Origin of the sequence: Arthrobacter sp. UYCo732 (assembly GCF_040547265.1) — a bacterium.
GTDB lineage: Bacteria > Actinomycetota > Actinomycetes > Actinomycetales > Micrococcaceae > Arthrobacter.
In genome coordinates this window covers 140,018-155,061 of the sequence record NZ_JBEPPJ010000006.1, presented here as the reverse complement: position 1 = coordinate 155,061, position 15,044 = coordinate 140,018, and the positions used below count along the sequence as shown (strand labels likewise).

Sequence of the window (15,044 nt, the reverse complement as noted above, 5' to 3'; positions counted from 1 at the left end):
CCGGGTAACGGGGGGGGGGTGGGCGTGCTCGGGCTGATCAGTCTGGTGCTCATCCTGCGCTTTGGCGGCTGAGCCGCCCTAGCGACACGAACGTGTGCGACCGTGTAAAGCGGTGACGATTGAGAGAGGGTTTGGGAAAAACCTGCAGGAAGTAAGTGAGCGTCCTATGGTGTGTTGCTAGCGTCCGGTGGCGTCTAAAGTCCGACGGCGGGACGCCCCAACGTGCGCCCCCCACGTAGGACCAGTACCCGGCGGAAGTCGCTGTCCACCACCACGACGTCCGCTCGCAGGCCAGCGCGGAGGCTCCCGATGTCCTGCTGCCGGCCGATGATCGCCGCCGGAACAGCGGTGGCGGACCGAACGGCAGCAGCCGGGTCCACCCCGGCTTTGATGGTCCGCCGCACAACATCGAGCAGCGTGGCCGTTCCGCCGGCAAGTGCTCCGGTGCTCTGCAGCCGCGCTACCGCGCCGCTGACGGACACGGATTGGGGGCCAAGCTCGTAGTCGCCGTCGGGCAGGCCGGTGGCGGCCATCGAATCGGTCACCAGGACCACATTTTCTGCCCCGACGAGCGCGAACACCATGCGCACGGTCTCGGGATCAAGGTGTGCTCCGTCGGCGATCAGTTCGACGGCGGCCGTTCCCGCTTCGGCCAGCCGGAGGCAGGCGGCGACAGGCCCGGGGCTGCGGTGGTGCAGCGGCGGCATTCCGTTGAACAGGTGCGTGACGGTGGGTCGCGATACGGTCGCCTGCCCCGATGCAGCCAGCTGTTCCGCCGCGTGGGTGAGGGAGGCCGCCGTTGTGCGGGCATCCGCATCGGTGTGACCCAGCGACGGCGTCACCCCCCGCGCAGCGAGAAGCCGCACCACGGCGTCGGCGCCCGGCAGTTCTGGAGCGTAGGTCATGGTCCGCAGGTGCCCGCCGCCAGCCTCGATCAGCTCGCCCAGCAGTTCGACGTCGGGCTCCTGCAGGAACCGTGGATCCTGGGCGCCGCAGCGGGCGTGGGACAGGAAGGGCCCTTCGGAGTGGATGCCCGCAATAAGGCCTGAGTCGGCGAGCGGCCTGAGTGTTCCCAACGCATGCAGCAGATCCGCGCGCTCAGCGGTCACCAGGCTGGCCAGCAGCGTGGTGGTGCCGCTGCGGTGCAGGAAGTCCACTGCGGTCCGCGCGGCCTGGCTGTCGCCGCTGGGGAACTCGCCGCCGGCCGCACCATGGCAGTGGAGGTCAACCAGGCCGGGCAGGATCATGCTGCCTGCCGGCAGGTCCAATTCTTCCGCCCCGGGGAGCGCCGATTCATCCAGGCCTGCGCGCGGGCCAACATACGCAATGCGGCCATCCGCCACGACCACGGCCGCGTTGTCCAGAGTCATTCCGTCTGTCAGGACCGTGCCGGCCAGCAGGTACGTCCTGGAGCCAGCGGGATGTGGCTGTGTTTGTTCCGGCGGCGGAGTCACTTCAGGGCCTCGGCGAACCACCCGGTGATGGTGGTGGGGTGCGTGATGGCGGTGCCGACCACGACGGCGAACGCACCGGCGTCGAGCGCCTGCCGCGCCTGGGCGGGGGTGTGGAGGCGGCCTTCGGCGATCAGGGGTACCCCGAAGCCGGCCGCGGCGATCTGTTCGATCAGATCCAAATCCGGTCCGACTGTTTTGGGGCGCTCGCCGGAGTAGCCCGACAGTGTGGTGCCGATCAGGTCGGCTCCGGCCTCGACGGCGGCGGCAGCGTCCGCGAACGAGCCGCAGTCCGCCATGACCAGCGCGTGGGATTCGGCGTGGATGCCGGCCACTGTCTGGGCAAAGGTCAGTCCGTCGGGGCGCTGGCGGCGGGTGCCGTCGATCGCCACGACGTGGGCGCCGGCGTTGGCCACGGCCAGGGCGTGCCGGAGCGTGGGGGTGATGAAAACGCCGTCGTGCCCGTCCTTCCAGAGCCCGATCACCGGAACCTCCACCGCCGCCCGCGTGAACTGCACGTCCGACAGTCCCTGGACGCGGATGGCCGCGGCACCGCCGGTCTCGGCGGCGGCGGCAATCTGCGCCATGGTGCGGGGATCGCGCATGGGCTCACCCGGGTACGCCTGGCAGGAGACGATCAGTTGGCCGCGCAGGGCCTCAAGGGCTTCGGGAGTCAGGATCACGGTCGGTTCCTCTGGATATATGGCGGTGTGGATTAAGACTGTGGCTTAAGAGTGTGGATTAGGGCTGTGTGGAGAGGACCAGGCGTGCGGCGCCCACCATGGCCGCCGTGTTGCCGAGTTTAGCCGGGAGCACGGGAAGTCCGGCCAAGGCAGGCAGGAGTTCGGCGCGGAGGGCGCGTTCCATGGGACGCCACCAGGGGGCGCCGGCGTCGGACAGCCCGCCGGAAACAACCACCACCTCCGGGTCCAGGATGTTGGCGAGGCCGCCCACTGCCTGCCCGGCCGCGCCCGCGCCGATACCCACAGCCTTGATGGCGATGGCGTCGCTCGCGCCAGCGAGGGCAAACACGCTGCGGGCGTCGGGCGCTGGTGCCTGGCCGCCCAGTCGCACGTACGTCTCACGGATGGCGGGCCCGGAAGCGATGGCCTCGACGTGCCCGGCACCGCCGCAGACGCAGGGCACCGCCGCGCCCTCGTGGAATGCGTACGGCGAGGCAAAGTGGCCCACGTGGCCGCCCACATAACGGTGCCCCAGGACCGGGTGCCCGTCGAGCACAAAACTGCCCCCGACGCCGGTGCCAAAGGCCACCAGCAGTGAGCTTGCCGTCCCGGCAGCGGCACCCGCCCACGCCTCACCGAGGGCATGCGCATGGACATCGTTCACGGCCTGAACAGCCTCCGGGACCAGCCCCAGCCGCGCAGCCAGCCCGGCCGTCAGTTCCGTGCCGGCCCAGCCGAGGATCGCGTCCGTAGCCGAAACCACCACCCCGCGCCCGGCATCAATAACACCGGCAGAACCAACGCCAACGCCGCTTATCTCCAGGCCCTCTGCTTGAGCCCGAACAACAAGTGCAGAAACCAGCGCAGCCGTGGCATCGAGGATCGCCTCGCCCCCGGCGCGGTTCCGTGTAGGAATGGTCTCCGAAAACAGCACCTCGCCGTCCCCCGAGACAACCCCGGCAGCAGTTTTAGTGCCGCCAAGGTCAACGCCCATCGCGTACTGCATTACTTGTCCCATTTTCGTTGTGGATGGAGCGCGGCGAGGTGCGTACCGAGCACGGCTAACCAAACCAGGGCTGACCGGATGACGACTAACTCAGACCAGCCCGTTGCGTTCGAGGATTACCTTGATTGCCTTGGTCTCGTCGTCGTTCAGTGCCGGCATCGGCACGCTCATGGTGTTGGATTCGATGATGCCCATGACCTGGAGGGCGGTCTTGAAGGCGCCCAGGCCCGCTGCGCCGCCGGAGACGCGGCCGTTGGGGGTGTAGACGATCTCGAAGAGGTCCGCGAGACGGTCCTGTTCGGCGGCGGCCTTGGCCCAGTCGCCGGCCTGGGCGGCGTCGAAGAGGTTGCGGTAGCCGCGCGGGTCAACGTTGCCGAGGCCGGGGACCACGCCCTGGGCGCCGCCCAGGAGGGCGCCGTCCACTACCACTTCGTGGCCGGTGAAGATGTCGAAGTTGGGGATGTCCCTGGCAGCCAACACCAGCTGGCGGAAGGACACGTCGTCGCCGGAGGAGTCCTTGACACCGGCGATCACGCCTTCCTTGCCGAGACGGACCAGGAGGTCGGTGGGGAGCTTGAAGTGGGTGCGGACGGGGACGTCGTAGGCGAAGATCGGCTTGTCGACGGCGGCGTGGACGTTGCGGAAATGGGTCTCGGTTTCCGCTGCGTTGCCGATGGCGTAGTACATGGAGGTGACCACGATGGCGTCCGCGCCGAGGTCGATGACCTTCTTGGCTTCCTCGATCACACGGTTGGTGGTCTGTTCATTGGCGCCCACGATCAGCGGCACGGCGCCAGCGTTGGCCTCTGCGATGGTGCTGACCACCAGCTCACGTTCGGCGTTGGTCATGTAGGGGACCTCGGCCGAGGAGCCCAGGACAAAAAGTCCGGACACTCCGCCGTCGAGCAGGTGCTTGGTGACGTTCTTCAGCGAGGCGGTGTCGATGCTGCCGTCGGCGTGGCGGGGGGTGACGACGGGCGGGATGACGCCCTGGAACTGAGTGGACACGTGAATTCTCCGTTGGTTGGTGCTGATGAGGGGGAAAACTAGATGTGGAGCAGGCTCGGGGCGGCGCCCAGCAGCTTCTTGGTGTAGTCGTTGGTGGGGCTGTCGAAGACCTGCGCGGCGGTGCCCTGTTCGACGATCTTGCCGAAGTACATGACGCAGATGCGGTCTGAGACGTAGCGGACGGTCTGGATGTCATGCGAGATGAAAACCATGCCGAGGTTTAGCTGGGTCTTCAGGTCAGAGAGCAGGTTCAGCACCTGGGCGCGGACGGAGACGTCAAGGGCCGACGTCGGTTCGTCCGCCACGATGAGGTCCGGGTCCAGGGCCAGGGCGCGGGCGATCGCCACACGCTGGCGCTGGCCGCCGGAAACCTGCGACGGCGTGACCTCGGCTGCGGACTGCGGCAGGCCTACCAGGGCCAGCAGTTCCTTGACCTTCGCGGCACGCGTCGCCGCGGTGCCGATGCCGTGGATCTGCAGGGGGTCGGTGAGGATGTCCTGGATGGTCATGCGCGGGTTCAACGCCGTGGCCGGGTCCTGGAAGACCACCGACACGGACCGGCCGAACTCCTTGCGCATGTGTGCGTTCCGCTTGATGGCGGGCTTGCCGTGGAAGAGCACCTCGCCCGACGTCGGCGTCTGCAGTCCAACGAGCACGGAGGCGAGCGTGGACTTGCCGCAGCCGGACTCTCCCACGATGCCCACGGTTTCGCCGCGGCTGATGGTGAAGTCGACGCCGTCCACCGCTTTGACGATGTTCGGGCGGAAGAGCCCGCCGCCACGTGCGTGGTGGTAGACCTTGACGTCCTTGAGCTCGATGACCGGCTTTGAGTCTGGTTGCATTGAGTGACTCACTTTGCATCCTCCTTCAGGTGGCTCGCCCAGTAGTGGTCAGCGTCCCCGCCGCTGGCGGACGAAACAGAGGTCAGGACCAGTTCCTGGTTGGGGTCGGCGTCGGGCCGCAGTGAGCGCGGGGCGAAGCGGTCGCCTGAGGCGAAGTCGCGCGGGGACGGGACGGTGCCGGGGATCTGGTGCAGGCGGACGGCGTCGGCCTCGATGGACAGGACAGCGCCGAGCAGGCCGCGGGTGTACTCGTGCTTCGGGTTCTGCAGCAGCTCCGAAGCCTCTGCGGATTCCACCACCTGGCCCGCGTACATGACCGTGATTCGGTGGGCCAGGGAAGCCACCAGGGCGAGGTCATGGCTGACGAAGACCATGGCGAAGCCGAGCTGTTCGCGCAGTTCGTTGAGCAGGTCCACCACCTGCTTCTGGACGGTGACGTCCAGGGCGGTGGTGGGCTCGTCGGCAACCACAATCTTCGGCGAACGGGACAGGGCCATGGCGATCAGGACGCGCTGGCGCTGGCCGCCGGAGAGCTCGTGCGGGTAGCTGGCGAGCGTCCGGACGGGATCGAGCTTGACCAGTTCCAGCAGCTCGGTGGGGGTCTTGCGGCCGCCGCGCTTGGTCAGCTGCTCCATCTGGTCCTTGATCTTCATGGACGGGTTCAGGGAGCTCAGGGCGTCCTGGTAGACCATGGCGATCTGCTGGCCGCGCAGGCCCTCGTAGGCCTTGATGCTGCTGTGGCTGGTGGCCGGATCCAGCAGTTCCTTGCCGTCGAACCTGATGGACCCGGTGACCTGCGCCGTTTTGGGCAGCAGGCCCATGACCGCGAGGGACGTGATGGACTTGCCGCAGCCGGATTCGCCCACCAGGCCCATGGTTTCGCCTTCGCGGACCGTGAAGGAGACGTTGTCCACAATGGCGGTGTCGCCGAAGCGGCCCGGGAAGCGGATGGACAGGTTCCTGACCTCCAGGACGTTGCGCGCGCCGGCCGGTACCTGGGGGAGGCGGTCGGTGCGCCGGGCCTCGATCGCGGAGAGCAGTTCCAGTTCCCTGTCCAGCAGCAGGTGCGGGTTCGCCGCTGCCAGCTTCGGGTCGGAGAGGATGGCCGCCTCGTTGTAGTGCTCCTCGGTGAGGACGTCGCCGTAGGCGGCGCGCACGCCGTCGAGCTCGTGCTCTTCCACCACTGACGGCTGGGCCACGGACGTCCCGATCTGGGTGTCGACGCCGGCCCCCACCGCTGCGCCGGCAACAACAGCCGACGCGCCGTCGTCGTCCTTTACTACAGGTGCCTTGCGCAGTTTCGGGTTCACCATGGCGTCGGTGAGGCCCTCGGCGAGGATGTTCAGGGAGAGTACGGTGAGCAGTATGGTCACACCGGCGAAGGTGGTGGCCCACCAGCCGCCGGACAGGACCAGGTTGCGGCCGTAGGAGATCACGTTGCCCCATGACGGTGCGGGGTCCTGGACGCCGGCGCCGAGGAAGGACAGCGAGGCTTCGAGGATGATGGCGTCGGCCACCATGACCGTGGCGAACACCAGCACGGGGGCTGCAGTGTTGCGGACGATGTGCTTGAGCAGGATGTAGAAGCGGCCTGCGCCGATCACACGCTCGGCGCGGACGTAGTCTTCGCCGTATTGGGAGAGCACGTTGGCGCGGACCACGCGGGCCAGCTGCGGGGTGTAGATGATGGCGATCGCGATAATGATGGTGGGAACGGAGTTGCCGAACGCGGCCAGCAGCACTGCGGCCAGGGCAATGCCCGGGAACGCCATCAGGATGTCCATCAGGCGCATGATCAGTTCGTTGACTGCCTTGCTGGACGTGGCGGCGAAGGAGCCCAGCAGGGCGCCTGCCAGGATGGCCAGGATGACGGCGCCGAGGCCGATCATCAGCGAGGACTGCGCACCGAAGAGAATGCGGGAGAAGATGTCACGGCCCAGGCGGTCGGTGCCGAAGAGGTTCTCGGCGCCGGGCGGGGTGGCCGGGATGAAGGTCTCCAGCGGATCGTGCGGGGCGATGACCGGAGCGAAGACGGCCGCGAGGACGATCATGATGAGGAAGAGGAGGGCGATGCGGGAGCCCCAAGGCAGGGCCTTAAAACGGAGGCCCGGGGCACTCAGCCGTTCAGCAAGCTTGCTACGCATGAGCTATACCGTCCTGATTCGGGGGTTGATGAGCAAGTACAGGAGGTCCACCACAATGTTGACCAGAACGAAGGTGACGGAGATGGTGAGCACCACGCCCTGGACCAGGTTGACGTCCAGGTTGGTGATGCCGTTGAGGATCAGCTGGCCCATGCCGGGCAGGGCGAAAATCATTTCGATGACGACGGCGCCGCCGAGGAGGTAGCCCACTCGAAGTCCCAGCACGGTGACCGGGGTGACCAGGGCGTTCCGCAGGACGTTCTTGGACACCACCTCGCGGTAGGGGACACCGTTGCCGATGGCGGTGCGGACGTAGTCGCGGTCCAGTTCCTCCACCATCGAGGTGCGGACCACGCGGATCAGCGAGGCGGAGACCGGGATGCCCAAGGCCAGGGCCGGGAGGGCCATCGAGTTGAGCCAGCCGCCGAAGCCGGATTCCGGCGTCGCGATTCCCCCGGAGGGGAACAGGGGGCTGGCGCCGAGGGCGAACCACTGGATCAGCAGGATGCCGAGCCAGAACGACGGCGTGGCGATCGCGGCGATCGAGAAAACGCGGACCAGCTGGTCCTGCCATTTGTCGCGGTAGAGGGCGCCGAGGATGCCGAAGGTCAGGGACAGGACGATTGCGATCAGCACGCCCAGGAAGGTCAGCTGCAGCGTCAGGGGGAACGCGGAGCCGATCATGGAAGCCACCGACTTTGCCGGCGGCGTGGTGACGCCGAGGTCCAGCTGCAGCAGCTTGCCGAGGAAGCTGAAGTACTGGATGACCAGCGGGTCGTTCAGGCCGTTTTCCTGGCGGTACTGCTGCTTCGCTTCGTCGCTGGCGCCGTCGCCGAGGGCGGAGCTTGCCTGGTCGCCGGGAGCGGCCTGCAGGACAAGGAAGACGAGCAGGGTGATGCCCAGGATCATCAATGGCAGTGCTGCGAGTCTGCGGCCAAGCAGACGCAATATCGTGACCAATTTGTTCTCCGGTTTGATTGGTTGTGCCGCGGGGGCCGCGTCACGGGGTGGTGCTTCTCAGCCCAGAGGGGCCATGGCCAGCAGGCCACAGCCCCTCTGCTGCGTCGAGTTGGTGATGCCGTTCCCGGGAAGCCCCGGGTGATGCGCTGGTTCTCAGCGCAGCTTAGGCGGTGCGGCCGACGTCGATGAACGACATGCCGGTAGTGGGCAGCGGCTTGAAGCCGTTGAGCTTCTTGTCGTCCCAGGCGGAGGGCAGCTGGCGGTGGAAGATCGGGTACAGGGGAAGTTCCTCGGAGACGAGGTCCACAATTTCGCCGGTGATCTTCTTGGCGTCTGCTGTGGCAGCCTGCGAACCCTTGTTCATCAGTTCCTGCAGCTTGGCACGCTCCGGAGCGGTCCAGTAGGCGCGCTTTTCCATCCAGGTGGCGCCCGAGTAGAACCAGCTCAGGAGCAGGTCCGCGTCGTTGCCGAAGACTGAGGGGTCGCCCGGGGCCGCGACCACTGAGTAGTCGCCGGCGCCAACACGGTCGGAGTACAGCGCGCCGGACTGGATGCTCTTGACGGAGACCTTGACGCCCGGGATCTTGTTCCAGGACTCGAGGATCAGCGGCGCAACGTCCTTGACCCAGGCGGTGTCCGTGGTGAGCAGTTCAAATTCGAGACTGGTGACGCCGGCTTCCTTGAGCAGGTCTTCAGCCTTCTTGGCGTCGTAGCCGTACACGTTCTTGGCCTTGACGTAGTCCGGGTGGCCTTCCTGGAAGTAGGAGCTGGCGGCCTTGGCGTTGCCGAACAGGGCCTTCTTGATGATGGCTTCCTTGTCCAGGCCATAGTGCAGGGCCTGGCGGACCAGCTTGTTGTTGAACGGCGCCTTGTTGCAGTTGAACATGAGGAACATCAGGCCGAAGGACTGGACGGACTCAACTTTGACCTTGGACTTCAGGCCGTCGATGTCCAGGTAGGGGACGTCCTCGATGGCCTGGACACGGCCGGACTGGACGGCCGTGACGCGGGCAGCGGCATCCGAGAGCAGGAGCCAGGTCATGCCCTTGGCCAGTGCCGGCTTGGGGCCGTTGTAGTCGGCGAATGCCTCGAACACGATCTTGTCGTCCTTGGCGGCGGAGATGAGCTTGTAGGGGCCGGTGCCGACGGGCTTGGCGTCGAAGGCTTTGAGGTCCGTGGCCAAGGCCTTGGGGACGACCTTGACCACAGAGATGCGGGGGCCGAAGCCGGGGAAGGCGTACTTGAGGGTGAACTCAACCGTCTTGGCATCAACGGGCTTGACGTCCTGGATGAACGGGATGAACTGCGAGAACAGGGACTTGTTCGCCGGATCCATCACGCGGGTGAAGGAGAAGGCGACGTCTTCGGTGGTGACAGGGGTACCGTCATGGAACTTGGCACCCTCGCGGATGGTCACCTGGTAGGTGGTGTCGTTGACCTTCTTGGGGTCCGATGCCGCCAGCGCGTTGTACGGCACACGGGTGGCCGGGTGCAGCTCGATGAGGCCTTCGAAGATGTGCAGGTTGGCGGCCATCGGGGTGGCGCCGGAGGAGCTCAGAGGGTCGAAGCCGGTGGAGAGGGCGTAGGAGATGCCCGCCTCGATGGTGAGGTCTTTGTTGACTGCCGCAGCGCTCGCTGAGCTGCCGGTGGTGGTAGCTGCAGGGCTGCCGCACGCGGCGACAGAGGCGGTGAAGGCTGCAGCAGCGCCCATGGCGCCGGTCAGCTTGAGGAAGTTCCGGCGGCTGGCGTCATTGACCAGCGGCAGGTTCTTGGTGATGTTGTTCATGAGGGCCTCGCCATTCCAGAAGGTTTATCGGATGTAGGACGTCCGAGCTCGTATGTCGACTGTAAGCGTCATCACAGCTTCACGTCAAGCTCCAGTTGTCCGACGCTCTCTCACTTCCGGCAGGGGTTCCCCGGACGCAGTCTCACCTTCGCAGGATTCTGCGGGACGCTCTCTCACTCAGGCGCGCTGACGCCTCCGGTGCGGGTATCAAACCTGAAAGCACGACGGCGGCGCACGGCAGTGCCGCCACATTCGGCGGTCACGTCGAACGCCACGTCCGCGTGGCCCTGGGCCACGTCCGCCTCGGTGACGGTGTAGCCGGGGGTGAAGTAGAGGACTTCCTCGCCGGGTCCAAGGTCCCCGGCGGGGAAGGCGTCTGAGCCGGGGCCGGACAGCCGGACCGCGGTCACCGGCAAGGATCCGTCGTTGCGCGCCCTGCCGGTGAAGGCGAGGATGTCGCCGGCCTTGTAGCCGGGAATGATCGGGCCGTAATTCAGGTCCTGTGCCTCCCGGGTGCCGATGACCTGCGCCGCTTCGGCCGAGTAGCCCTGGCCGATTTCCTTCCATGTGTGCACCCCCCAGTCCTCCCCGCCGGACTGCATGACGTGGAACTCGCCGGCGTTCTGCCAGGCCGCCGGGCGGCCGGGGGTGATGGAGCGCAGTTCCATGTCGAACACGAGCTCGGGACCGCCGTCGGAGGTCAGTCCCGTGCCGCCGGGCCCGCGCGGGGCGTTCTCGACGCCGGCGAGACAGGCGGTGAGCTGCCCCGCGGGCACAGAAATAAACACAATCTCCCGGTACCCCTGGCGCTCGTAGAGGACGCCGACGTTGCCGTCGGGGAGCCGGGCGGCCGTCGAATAGGCCGAGCTGCCCGGGCACAGGACCAGCTTCGCGGGCCAGCTGCGCCCGTTGTCAGTAGAGAGGCTCAGGACGGTGTTTCGCCGCAGGGCTGTGTCGTGGTTGTTGGTGGCCAGCAGCCATGAGCCGGTGGCTTCCTCTGCGAGGGAATCGACGGACGGAAGGCCGTCAAAGCGGACCAGGGAGCCGTTGTCGCCCGGGTCTGGGAGGTCCTCGACGGGGAGCAGTGCGCTCCAGGTGGCGCCGCCGTCGTCGGACGTTGCAGCGAGCCGGCGCGGAGTGCCGCGGCTGTGGAGGAGAAGCCGGCCGTCCTGAAGCGCAGCCACTTTGTTTTCGTTGGGGCTCAAGCCATGGGTCGCTGCGCCGATCAGCTCGCCGAGAGTCCAGCTCTCGCCGTGGTCATCGCTGTAGGCGGACGCGGCCATGATCTCGCCGCCGGCCAGGACCACGTACTGCTGCACCAGGCGGCCGCGGAAAGGCCCGGTGTGGATCTGGATGCCCTGGCCTGCCGCGGCGAAGATCCCGGTGATGGGCGGTTCGCCGGCATGTGTGGGCGGCCGGAGCTTGAGCTGGGCAGTGATCCGGCGGTGCTGCCAGGTCATGCCGTCGTCGTCAGAGAAGCTGAGATCGCAGTGCTGGACTTGGTCATCGGGCTCCAGCTGGGCCACGGCCTCGAAAAAACCCGCCCGCGTTCCGGCGGCATGGAACATGAAAATGCGGCCGGTATCCACGTCCACCAGCAGGCTCGGGTCGCCGTAACCGTTGAGGCCGCCGTCGCTCCGCACCACCTGCTGCGCGCCCCAGGTCCGACCGTTATCCGTGCTGCGCCGGAGCAGCAGGTCGATCGGGTTGGGGAGGTCATCGAGGTTGGGGCGCCCGTCGTAGGCGGCCAGCACGGTGCCCTGCCGCGAGACGGCGAGTGCGGGAATCCTGTATTGGCGGTAACCGCCGGTTCCCCGGAGGGCAAGCACGTGTTCGACGTCGGGGGTAGCCATCAACAGCAGGACATGGGATGTCATATCTCCATGGTAGGCGACGGGCAGTAAATCTGCGTGGCGGGGCCGCTTCTCTGGCAGAGTATGACCATGCTCACTGTTATTGGCGAGGGCCTTGTTGACGTTGTCCAGCGCGCCTCCGGAATCGAAGCCCACGTGGGAGGCAGCCCCCTCAACGTCGCGGTGGGGCTGGCGCGCCTGGACCACCCGGTGCAGTTCATCGGGCGCTACGGCCGCGATGCCTACGGCGACTCCGTTGCAGCGCACCTGCGTGCCAGTTCGGTGATGCTGCCGCAGGGGCCGGACGAGTTGCCTACCAGCGTGGCCACCGCCCTGATTGACGACGACGGCGGAGCCACCTATACGTTCGACCTCACCTGGGAGCTTCCCCACCTGGCCGACCGGCTCGCCTTTATGCTGCAGGGCACCACCCTGCTGCACACCGGATCGATTGCCACGATGCTGGCGCCGGGTGCGACGGCGGTGCTCGCCGCCGTCGAATATGCCCACCCGTCCGCCACGATCAGTTTCGATCCCAACTGCCGCCCCAGCATCATCACCGATGCGGACTACGCGCGGCGGCAGGCGGAAAAGTTCGCGTCGCTGGCGGATGTTGTTAAGGCTTCGGATGAGGACCTGGCCTGGCTGTATCCCGGCGTGGATCCACTGGACTCCGCCCGCCGCTGGCTGTCCCTGGGCGGTGCGGTGGGGCCTGCGATGGTGGTGGTCACCCGCGGTGCGGCCGGTCCGTGGGGGATTACGGCCGCGGGCGAGGTGGAATGTCCGGCACCCGAGGTGGAGGTGGCGGACACCGTGGGCGCGGGGGATTCGTTTATGGCGGCGCTGCTCTCCGGGATTGTGGACCGCGGCCTGGACGGTGCGCAGAACCGCGGGGAACTGCGTGAGCTGCCGGCTGAAGGCCTTGCTGAACTCCTGGCCCACGCCTCCCGTGCGGCCGCCATTACCGTTTCACGGCCTGGCGCCAACCCGCCCACCCGTGCGGAACTGAACGCCGTGCCGGAGGAGTAGGCGGGGGCGTTGGTCCCACGACGCCGGGTCCGTGGGTAGCCACGTCAAAAAACGTCTCCGGGAGACTCCAGGCAGCCGCTCGCCGAGGCGCAGCGCGGATGAGCGATGCCGGCTGCCCCACGTAGACTGGCAGCATGCGGCTGGTGGCAAGTGACATTGACGGAACGATCCTGGGGCACGATGGAAAGATCAGTGACCGCACCATCCGCGCGTTCCACGCCTGCCGGGACGCCGGCATTGAGCTCGTTTTTGTCACCGGCCGTCCGCCGCGCTGGCTCCACCCGCTGGAGGAGCAACTGGGCCACACCGGCACGGTCATCTGCTCCAACGGCGCCGTGGTCTGGGACCTCGAAACGGACCGCCTGGTCTCCGCCCGGACGTTGAGCATTGATGCCGTGCGGGAAGTCCGGCGGATCGTCAAAGACCTTCGCCCGTCCGCGCTCTTCGCGGCGGAAACCCTTACGGGGTTCCACCTGGAGCCGGGCTTCATCGAGAACGGTTCCAGCGAGCTGCTGGCCGAATTCACCCCCGCGCCGCTGACTGAGACGCTCACCGCGGACGACGCCGTCGTGAAGTTCCTCGCGATCGTCCGGGAGGGCACTCCGGACGACTTCCTCGCTGCCGTCCGGCCCGCCGTCGCGCACCTCGCGTACGCAACGCACTCCGCGCCCAGCGTGGCCATGCTGGAACTGTCCCTTCCGGGTGTCAACAAGGCCGTCACCCTCGCTGAGTACGCCAAGTCCCTGGCGATCGAGGCAGCCGACGTCGTGGCATTCGGGGACATGCCCAACGACGTGGAGATGCTCCGCTGGGCAGGGAACGGCTACGCCATGGCCAGCGGCCACCCGGACGCCATCCGCGCAGCCGGGCAGCAGGCGCCCCATTTTGACGACGACGGCGTGGCCCAGGTTCTCGAGGCAAGGCTCGCAGCGCTGGGGGTCGAGCTGGCCTGACCGGGCTCCCGCAGCCAGGATTCACAGCTTCCGCTCACCTGGCGTTAACTTTCGCCCCCTAGTGTGGGTCGCGAATAGGCGCATTCGCAGCTTGAGGGGAAGTCATGGCAAGGAACGGCAACCAACGTACGGCCGATGAGCCGCTGCGCCCGGCGGAGCCGGCGGCGCACTGGAGTGCACTGAAAAAGGGCGACCGCGTGCGCGTCTCGCTCACCCCCGGTTACGAAACCGGCGGGCTGGTGGACGCCATCACTTTGGACCACACCGCCGTGTGGGTGGATCTCGACAACGGGCTGGGCCGCACGCTGCTGCATTGCAGCGATGATGTGGAGATTGTGCCGCAGGAGGCATAACGGGCCGGTTCCGGTACGCTCGCAGCGTGACCTGGCCGTTCTTTGACACTTCCGGCGATGCTTCGCGTCCCGCCCGCCCCATCGCCATGGCCCACCGCGGATTCTCGCAGGATGGGCTGGAAAACTCCATGGCCGCGTTCCGCGCCGCCGTCGACTACGGGTTCCAATACGTCGAAACGGATGTCCACACCACATCCGACGGCGTGCTGCTGCTTTTCCACGACGACACACTGGACCGGGTTTCCGACGGCCGTGGCCGGATTTCCGAGCTGACTGCCGCCGAGGTGGCAGCCGCGCCCATCGGCGGGCGCGAACCCGTGCCGCTGTTCGACGAACTGCTCACGGCATTCCCCGATGTGCGGGTGAACGTGGACGTCAAAGACTGGAACTCCGTGCGCCCCCTGGCCGCCGGCATCGAACGGCACGGGGCGCATGACCGGGTCCTGGTGGCCAGTTTTTCAGACCGCCGACGCCGGGCGGTGCTGAAGCTGCTGAGCCGGCCGGTCGCGTCGTCGGCGGGGGTGGTGACGAACGGGCTGGTTGTCCTGCTCGGCCCCCTGCTTCCTGTTGCCTGGCTGCGCTTTGTGCTCCGGATCCCGCTGCGCGACGTCCAGGCGCTGCAGGTTCCTGTCCGGCAGGGGGCGCTCCGGGTGGTGACGCCGGGCTTCATCCGGCGCGCCCACACCCTGGGACTGGTGGTCCATGTGTGGACCATTAACGAGCCCGCCGAGATGCAACGGCTGCTGGACCTCGGCGTGGACGGGATCGTGACGGACCGGGCGGATCTGCTCAAGCAGGTACTCCAGGAACGCGGCGAGTGGCCCGGCAGCTGACCGGCGCTGGCTTGCGGAATCGCACCGGCCCGCGAAGGACGCCGCGGCGAAGGACTCCGCAGACTTGGCCAACCGGACCCGCGTAGGGGAACACTACCGGCCTGGAGCGGGGCGGTGGAGTGCCGACCGGAGAAGCGTGGCGA

General features: G+C 67.2%; 13 protein-coding genes. 4 read left to right on the top strand and 9 right to left on the bottom strand.

The annotated features are described in order from the left end of the window. Nucleotides 1–194: 194 nt before the first annotated feature. The 9 genes from nagA to ABIB45_RS11165 form a co-directional block, all read right to left on the bottom strand. Complete coding sequence (nagA, locus tag ABIB45_RS11205) at nt 195–1,454, bottom strand: N-acetylglucosamine-6-phosphate deacetylase (RefSeq protein WP_354215931.1); 1,260 nt, start codon at nt 1,452–1,454, stop codon at nt 195–197. Continuing rightward, the gene (locus tag ABIB45_RS11200) at nt 1,451–2,134 is read right to left on the bottom strand and encodes an N-acetylmannosamine-6-phosphate 2-epimerase (protein ID WP_354215930.1); all 684 of its coding nucleotides are present in this window, start codon (nt 2,132–2,134) and stop codon (nt 1,451–1,453) included. Before ABIB45_RS11200 ends, nagA begins: the two co-directional genes overlap by 4 nt. 58 nt (nt 2,135–2,192) lie before the next feature. Then, on the bottom strand, nt 2,193–3,140 hold the full coding sequence (locus ABIB45_RS11195) for an ROK family protein (protein WP_354215929.1): 948 nt from the start codon (nt 3,138–3,140) through the stop codon (nt 2,193–2,195). A gap of 90 nt (nt 3,141–3,230) precedes the next feature. Then, nucleotides 3,231–4,148, bottom strand: coding sequence for a dihydrodipicolinate synthase family protein (locus ABIB45_RS11190; RefSeq protein WP_354215928.1), 918 nt, complete (start codon nt 4,146–4,148; stop codon nt 3,231–3,233). A gap of 38 nt (nt 4,149–4,186) precedes the next feature. Continuing rightward, the gene (locus ABIB45_RS11185; RefSeq protein WP_354215958.1) at nt 4,187–4,990 is read right to left on the bottom strand and encodes an ATP-binding cassette domain-containing protein; all 804 of its coding nucleotides are present in this window, start codon (nt 4,988–4,990) and stop codon (nt 4,187–4,189) included. A gap of 8 nt (nt 4,991–4,998) precedes the next feature. After that, nucleotides 4,999–7,134: a dipeptide/oligopeptide/nickel ABC transporter permease/ATP-binding protein gene (locus ABIB45_RS11180; RefSeq protein ID WP_354215927.1), complete on the bottom strand. Its 2,136-nt coding sequence runs from the start codon at nt 7,132–7,134 to the stop codon at nt 4,999–5,001. A 3-nt stretch (nt 7,135–7,137) separates the two neighbouring features. After that, nucleotides 7,138–8,094: an ABC transporter permease gene (locus ABIB45_RS11175; protein WP_354215926.1), complete on the bottom strand. Its 957-nt coding sequence runs from the start codon at nt 8,092–8,094 to the stop codon at nt 7,138–7,140. A 163-nt stretch (nt 8,095–8,257) separates the two neighbouring features. Continuing rightward, nucleotides 8,258–9,880: an ABC transporter substrate-binding protein gene (locus ABIB45_RS11170; RefSeq protein ID WP_354215925.1), complete on the bottom strand. Its 1,623-nt coding sequence runs from the start codon at nt 9,878–9,880 to the stop codon at nt 8,258–8,260. Between the two features lie 173 nt (nt 9,881–10,053). Continuing rightward, complete coding sequence (locus ABIB45_RS11165) at nt 10,054–11,757, bottom strand: sialidase family protein (protein WP_354215924.1); 1,704 nt, start codon at nt 11,755–11,757, stop codon at nt 10,054–10,056. 66 nt (nt 11,758–11,823) lie between these two features. Here ABIB45_RS11165 and ABIB45_RS11160 point away from each other — a divergent pair, with 66 nt between their 5' ends. The 4 genes from ABIB45_RS11160 (at nt 11,824) to ABIB45_RS11145 (ending at nt 14,901) form a co-directional block, all read left to right on the top strand. Continuing rightward, nucleotides 11,824–12,762 carry a carbohydrate kinase family protein gene (locus ABIB45_RS11160; RefSeq protein ID WP_354215923.1) on the top strand — a complete coding sequence of 313 codons (939 nt, stop codon included), beginning with the start codon at nt 11,824–11,826 and terminating at the stop codon, nt 12,760–12,762. A gap of 134 nt (nt 12,763–12,896) precedes the next feature. After that, the gene (locus ABIB45_RS11155) at nt 12,897–13,715 is read left to right on the top strand and encodes an HAD family hydrolase (RefSeq protein WP_354215922.1); all 819 of its coding nucleotides are present in this window, start codon (nt 12,897–12,899) and stop codon (nt 13,713–13,715) included. Between the two features lie 104 nt (nt 13,716–13,819). Then, nucleotides 13,820–14,068 carry a hypothetical protein gene (locus tag ABIB45_RS11150; protein WP_354215921.1) on the top strand — a complete coding sequence of 83 codons (249 nt, stop codon included), beginning with the start codon at nt 13,820–13,822 and terminating at the stop codon, nt 14,066–14,068. Nucleotides 14,069–14,094: 26 nt separating this feature from the next. Continuing rightward, complete coding sequence (locus ABIB45_RS11145; RefSeq protein WP_502909131.1) at nt 14,095–14,901, top strand: glycerophosphodiester phosphodiesterase family protein; 807 nt, start codon at nt 14,095–14,097, stop codon at nt 14,899–14,901. Nucleotides 14,902–15,044 lie beyond the last annotated feature (143 nt).

Excerpts from the sequence above, each read along its gene's own strand:
- ABIB45_RS11195 (WP_354215929.1), bottom strand. The coding sequence starts at position 3,140 with ATGCAGTACGCGATGGGCGTTGACCTTGGCGGCACTAAAACTGCTGCC.
- ABIB45_RS11185 (WP_354215958.1), bottom strand. The coding sequence starts at position 4,990 with ATGCAACCAGACTCAAAGCCGGTCATCGAGCTCAAGGACGTCAAGGTC.
- ABIB45_RS11180 (WP_354215927.1), bottom strand. The coding sequence starts at position 7,134 with ATGCGTAGCAAGCTTGCTGAACGGCTGAGTGCCCCGGGCCTCCGTTTT.
- ABIB45_RS11170 (WP_354215925.1), bottom strand. The coding sequence starts at position 9,880 with ATGAACAACATCACCAAGAACCTGCCGCTGGTCAATGACGCCAGCCGC.
- ABIB45_RS11165 (WP_354215924.1), bottom strand. The coding sequence starts at position 11,757 with ATGACATCCCATGTCCTGCTGTTGATGGCTACCCCCGACGTCGAACAC.
- ABIB45_RS11160 (WP_354215923.1), top strand. The coding sequence starts at position 11,824 with ATGCTCACTGTTATTGGCGAGGGCCTTGTTGACGTTGTCCAGCGCGCC.
- ABIB45_RS11155 (WP_354215922.1), top strand. The coding sequence starts at position 12,897 with ATGCGGCTGGTGGCAAGTGACATTGACGGAACGATCCTGGGGCACGAT.
- ABIB45_RS11150 (WP_354215921.1), top strand. The coding sequence starts at position 13,820 with ATGGCAAGGAACGGCAACCAACGTACGGCCGATGAGCCGCTGCGCCCG.